7 protein-coding genes are annotated in these 5,247 nt (G+C 29.5%); 2 read left to right on the top strand and 5 right to left on the bottom strand.

Annotated elements, in window-relative coordinates; genetic code table 11:
- The 3 genes from N4A40_15835 to N4A40_15825 all read right to left on the bottom strand — a co-directional run.
- Positions 1 to 582, bottom strand: a 582-nt coding sequence (locus tag N4A40_15835) for a hypothetical protein (GenBank protein ID MCT4663324.1), incomplete at its 3' end; no start/stop codon positions are given.
- Between the two features lie 82 nt (positions 583 to 664).
- Positions 665 to 2,470, bottom strand: coding sequence for an ATP-binding protein (locus tag N4A40_15830; protein MCT4663323.1), 1,806 nt, complete (start codon positions 2,468 to 2,470; stop codon positions 665 to 667).
- A complete protein-coding gene (locus N4A40_15825) occupies positions 2,470 to 3,144 on the bottom strand; it encodes a response regulator transcription factor (GenBank protein MCT4663322.1) in 675 nt (224 codons plus the stop codon). Before N4A40_15825 ends, N4A40_15830 begins: the two co-directional genes overlap by 1 nt.
- A 138-nt stretch (positions 3,145 to 3,282) precedes the next feature.
- Between N4A40_15825 and N4A40_15820 the strand changes: the two genes are divergently transcribed.
- Together N4A40_15820 and N4A40_15815 are read left to right on the top strand one after the other, a co-directional pair.
- Positions 3,283 to 3,633, top strand: a complete 351-nt coding sequence (locus tag N4A40_15820; protein ID MCT4663321.1) for a hypothetical protein — start codon at positions 3,283 to 3,285, stop codon at positions 3,631 to 3,633.
- A gap of 176 nt (positions 3,634 to 3,809) precedes the next feature.
- The gene (locus tag N4A40_15815) at positions 3,810 to 4,637 is read left to right on the top strand and encodes a hypothetical protein (GenBank protein MCT4663320.1); all 828 of its coding nucleotides are present in this window, start codon (positions 3,810 to 3,812) and stop codon (positions 4,635 to 4,637) included.
- 113 nt (positions 4,638 to 4,750) lie between these two features.
- Here the strand turns inward: N4A40_15815 and N4A40_15810 are convergent, their stop codons facing one another.
- On the bottom strand, positions 4,751 to 5,107 hold the full coding sequence (locus tag N4A40_15810) for a hypothetical protein (protein ID MCT4663319.1): 357 nt from the start codon (positions 5,105 to 5,107) through the stop codon (positions 4,751 to 4,753).
- On the bottom strand, positions 5,058 to 5,247 hold a 190-nt coding region (locus N4A40_15805; GenBank protein MCT4663318.1), incomplete at its 5' end, for a hypothetical protein. The genes N4A40_15810 and N4A40_15805, both read right to left, overlap by 50 nt.

Below are 5,247 nucleotides of genomic sequence, written 5' to 3'. Positions count from 1 at the left end.
TGCACCCTCCTGGCTATCTATTCCAATACCGTAGTCATGAACCATATGAAGTATTTCCTCATATGTAGCATCTCTGTGATTGTAATTATTTTCTATATACCATCTACTGCCAATTGTTGGAACTTCCATCTGATATAATGGTTGTCCTAATAATGCTCTCTCTGGTATATCTGATTCTCCATCTGCACCATTTGGCATCACTAATACGGCTTCATTTTCTGCCATTTTATTTGCTATATCATCTTTTTTGTACTCTCCAAAATCCTCTAAATAAAAACTCAATTGATTATATGCTTTCAATACCTGTTCATCACTGACTTTATCTTGTGCTATTATCCTTATCGGTTTTCCATTTGGTGCTATATAATCAATATATTTCGTATAATATTTCTTGTACGCCCCTTCTAACTTTGAAGTATCTTTCATAATATCTTTTTCACTTATATAAGTCTTATATTCTGGATTTGTAATCTCTGAATCTACCTGAGTAACTTTCTCTACATTTCCTATTGATACTGCATTTGATTTACATCCTACGCAGGCAAACACCGTAAGTAGAATCATCATAAACATTTTTTTCATATCTCGTCTCAGCTCCTTTTTACTAATTCATTAGCTTTTGACAAGATTATAATCAAATCATATATCCATAGTGTATCCATTTCTAAATATTCTCTACAATTTCTAGTGAAAAATAAAATTCAACGCTATTTTCTAAATTTCGCACTCCATAATCTGATTTGTGAATATCCAATATATTTTTCACTATTGTAAGACCTAGCCCACTTCCTCCATGTTCTTTATTTCGTGATTTTTCTACTCTATAAAAACTATTCCATATTTGTTCAATCTCATGTTCTTCTATGTGAGCACCATAATTTCTTATTCCAACATACAATGATTTTTCCTTTATTTTTGTTCTAACTTCTATCGATTCGCCCTCTGATGAATATCGTATTCCATTACTTACCAGATTTTTGATGACCTGCTCTATCTTTGACTGATCTGCAATTACTTTTATATCCTGCAAATACACATCAGCACTCATATTTTTATATCTCAAATCATTTTCAAACTTATCAAATATATTTTCTATAAATGGTTTTATATCAAATTGGCTCAAATTTAATTTATAACTGCCTGTTTCAAGTTTTGATAATTCTATAGTCTCTAAAACGAGTCCATTTAATTTTTCTATCTCTTCTGATATAGCATCCATATAATATTCAGGCTCTTTCTCGTATACACCATCTCGTATAATTTCCAAAAATCCAGACATTATACCTAGAGGCGTTTTAAATTCATGCGACAAACTATTCAAAAGATTTCTCATTCGTTCTTCATTTTCTGCCTTTTTTATAGCCTCTATAGCAAGTTCATCATTTGATGCTTCTAATTCTTCTATGGTCATAGACAAATTCTCCGATATATCATTTAAACTATCTGACAATATTTCTAACTCATCATTTGAATTTACACTCGTTCTCTTTGTAAAATCAAGTTCGGATATGCTTTTTGCTGAATCTATCATTTTTATAAGTGGCTTTGTAATCCATTTCGAATACTTATAAACCAGAATTAATATGAGCATCAATTGGAATCCAAATATATAGTAATAATATCCATTTAGTATTTGAAATGCGTCGTGGACGTTTTGAAGTGTAAACAAAGAAAATGCATATCCAGTACCTCCGTTTGGAATATCAACTCTCTTTGCTAAAACCACTATCATCAATCCTGAATATTCTTCGGTATACTCATAACGTCCATCTATGAATAATTGATCTGCTTCTTCCATTAAATTGCTCTCTTCTACCCAGTATTGATTTACTTCTGTAAATAATTTTTCTTGCTGATAGCTTTCTACTCCTTGATCTCTAATTATAAAATTTCTACCTATGACCGTTCCAACTATATCTACAATTTCACTCTTCTCTTGATTATACAGCTCATCCCACAATTCATATCCATCATCATTTATAAATCTCATATCAGAGCTATCGATTCCTAGAGGCATTATAAAATTTGTTCCATCTATTTTCATACCACTTATATTAAGTTTTTCATATTCTCTTATATCATTTTCTTGATTTTTAAAATTTCCCTCTTCATCTATTAGAAAGTCTATTATTACTCTATGCTCTCCTCCGTTCTCATCTCTTAAACGTATATAGTTGAAGCCTCTAAAAAATATATCGTTTAATACTTCCTTTCTCCCATTAAACAATACAATGGCTGCACTATTGTCATTTTGATAGTCATCTGTCTTTTCATTTAATTTTTCTTTAGACCAATGCTCTTGTTCATACTCCCTTACCAATTCATCAAAAGATCTCTCCACCTTTGAAATTTTCATATTTAAATATATATCTTCTAAAAAAAAGTTTTGAAATGCTAATTGAACTAGCATTACCAATACAAAAATCCCAACTATGCTCCAGAATATTTTTATTACTATGCCTTTCTTCATCATTCATCCACCTCAAATTTATAACCAATAGATATCATGGTCTGAATAAGTTTTGAATACAGTCCAAGTTTGCTCCTGAGTTTTTTTATATGATTGTCTACAACTCGGCTCTCTCCCTCAAAATCATATCCCCATACATTTTCTAATATCTGATCTCTAGAAAGAGCTATCCCATGGTTCATTATCAAATATGCGAGTAACTCAAACTCTTTAGGTGCTAATTTCATACTCTCATCATTTACGAAAACTTCTCTTCCATCTAAATCTACTTTTAACGATTTATATTCAAATATTTTTTTATTAGTTTCATTTGATGACTTTTCCACAAATCGCTTTATCTTTGCAAGTAAAATTTTTATCTTGAAAGGTTTGGTAACATAGTCATCTGCGCCCAATTCATATCCCTTTATATGATCATTCTCTGCTTCTATGGCTGTAAGTATTATTATAGGAATATTTGAATCCTCACGTATACTTTTGCATACTTCAAACCCTCCTAATTTGGGCATCATTATGTCTAATACTACTAAGTCAATTTCGAATTCTCTAAATTTTTCTAGCGCTACTTCTCCATTCTCTGCTTCTACAACATTGTATCCCTCTTTTCTCAAATACAATCCTATAAATTCTCTCATTCTGCTCTCATCTTCTACTACCAATATATTTTTTTTCATAATACTCCCCCATTACTATATATACTTATTATTACACATATTTGAATAAAATATCCCATGTTTTTACATTGACAATTTAACACCAAAGGTATACGCTTATTTTGAAAGCTAGATTAACAAAGAAGGGTGGAGTGGTTCATGGAAAAAAGTATTGATAGAAATGTTGAAAAAACAGTTATAGAAGAGAGTATTGATAAAGGCATTGACGATTCTTTTACATCTATTTCTACATGGTTTAAAAGAAATCTAAAGTTTTTCGCTTTGGTAATAGGTTTTATTTTAGTTATTTCGGGTATTTTGATACAATTTAAGATGATTTCACTAAATAGTATATTTTTCTCTGGTGGAAAATCTGTTTACGCAGCTGTGATTTCTGATGCGTCTGAAGAAGCAATAGCTCGCGAACTTCTTTTCATTGGATCTATCCTCTTGATTGTAGAATATGCACTTCATCGCTTAAAAAACATCATAGCAGTAAATAAACAATAATGCAGAATGTGAATAATATACCGTAAAACTACCATCACTTTTTGATTTCTATGTGATATGAGTTTTGCGGTATTTTTTATTTTCCAAAATTTTTCAATAAAATTTTCAAATTAGGGTTTACAAAAAATGAAAAAAATACGTCTTTTATCTTTGATTCTATCAAAGGAGTGAAAGACATGGCTAAAAATATAAAGAACAATGAAAATGTATTTGGTAAAATTTATTTTAAAGGTGATATTGACACATATGTGATCGAATGGGAAAAAAGTGGTAAAGTGGAATTTCATTTAGAACCAATGTTTGACGGCTTAGAATTAAGCATGAAAATATACGATGAGTTTCAAAATCAAATTTATCTAGAAGGTCAAAAAAATGGTACAGCAAACCATATATCTATGGACATTGTAGCAAGAAAATCCTATTACATACAAATTAAACATATTGGAAATGAGCCTCCACATATAGATCGGAATCAGTATATGTTTAAAGCTGAGCTATTTCATTACAAAAGAAGTTGTAGAGCAAAATATGTGGATCTAAATTTAGTAAACATATCTCGTGATAGCTTAGATATAAATCCAAATTCTAGCACAAAATTAAAATATATAAGTCTCTATTCTACTACTGATTTAGTACTAAATTCAAAAGATAAAAACTTCAATTTGAAACAAGACAATAATACACAAAAAAATGAGTTTCACTTTTTAGTTAATGATGAAGAGTGTGTGACATGCAAATCTTTGGACTCTGAGGATATCAAAATAAATATTTCTGAGACTGGTGATAGATTAGTTACTCTCGATAGGACTATTCTTTTAATAGCCCATCTTTTAAGAGAATACAACTTAAAAATAGATTCTTTAAAACTCGGGTTCAATAAAAATATTAAAATTGATACCAAAACACTCATATTTGACGAACATCAAACCAAGCATTATCATACATTTTCTTGGTTCAAAGATGAAATTTTGAAGGAAATGGAATATTCTATTTTAGGCAAATAGTCGATAAAAAAAATCTATGGTATTGTATTTCAAATACCATAGATTTTTTATAAATAGTTTTTCTACTTTTTCTCCATTTCCTATTTGTGTTATGTATTCAATAGCACAGATTGCTAAGAAGATGTGGCCTCCTTCAGCTTTTCTTCAAAAAATATATTGGTATATTTAAGCATTAACCGATTACTAATATTCAAACCAATACAAACCGATAGCATTTTTACAAAAAAATCAAACTGATAGTATTTGTATATAGCTATAACCAAAAATAAAAAAGGAGCTAGCAATATTAAACGTTCTATTTTCTTATTTAATTTTAAATCAAAAAAATAAATACATAAATTAGCACTCAATGACACCATTATAAACATCGTAAGCAAAATTGACGAATACATTCCTATTTCATTTGGAATATGCAATTTATCATAAACTCCAATCAGTAAAACAGCTTCTTCTTTTACTATATTTGTCATGAATATATATAATAGTAAGTGCAATATGTATATATAAACTATTATACCTCTGATCAAAATCTTCATTCGATATCACCTCTCTTTCTTCTATGATAAAACATCTACTAGCATCTATTACCTCTAGCTCAATATCCCTATAT

It is taken from the genome of Tissierellales bacterium (genome assembly GCA_025210965.1).
Taxonomy (GTDB): domain Bacteria; phylum Bacillota; class Clostridia; order Tissierellales; family JAOAQY01; genus JAOAQY01.
Note: the sequence above shows the minus strand (reverse complement) of the source record. Positions and strands in the feature narration are given on the sequence as shown.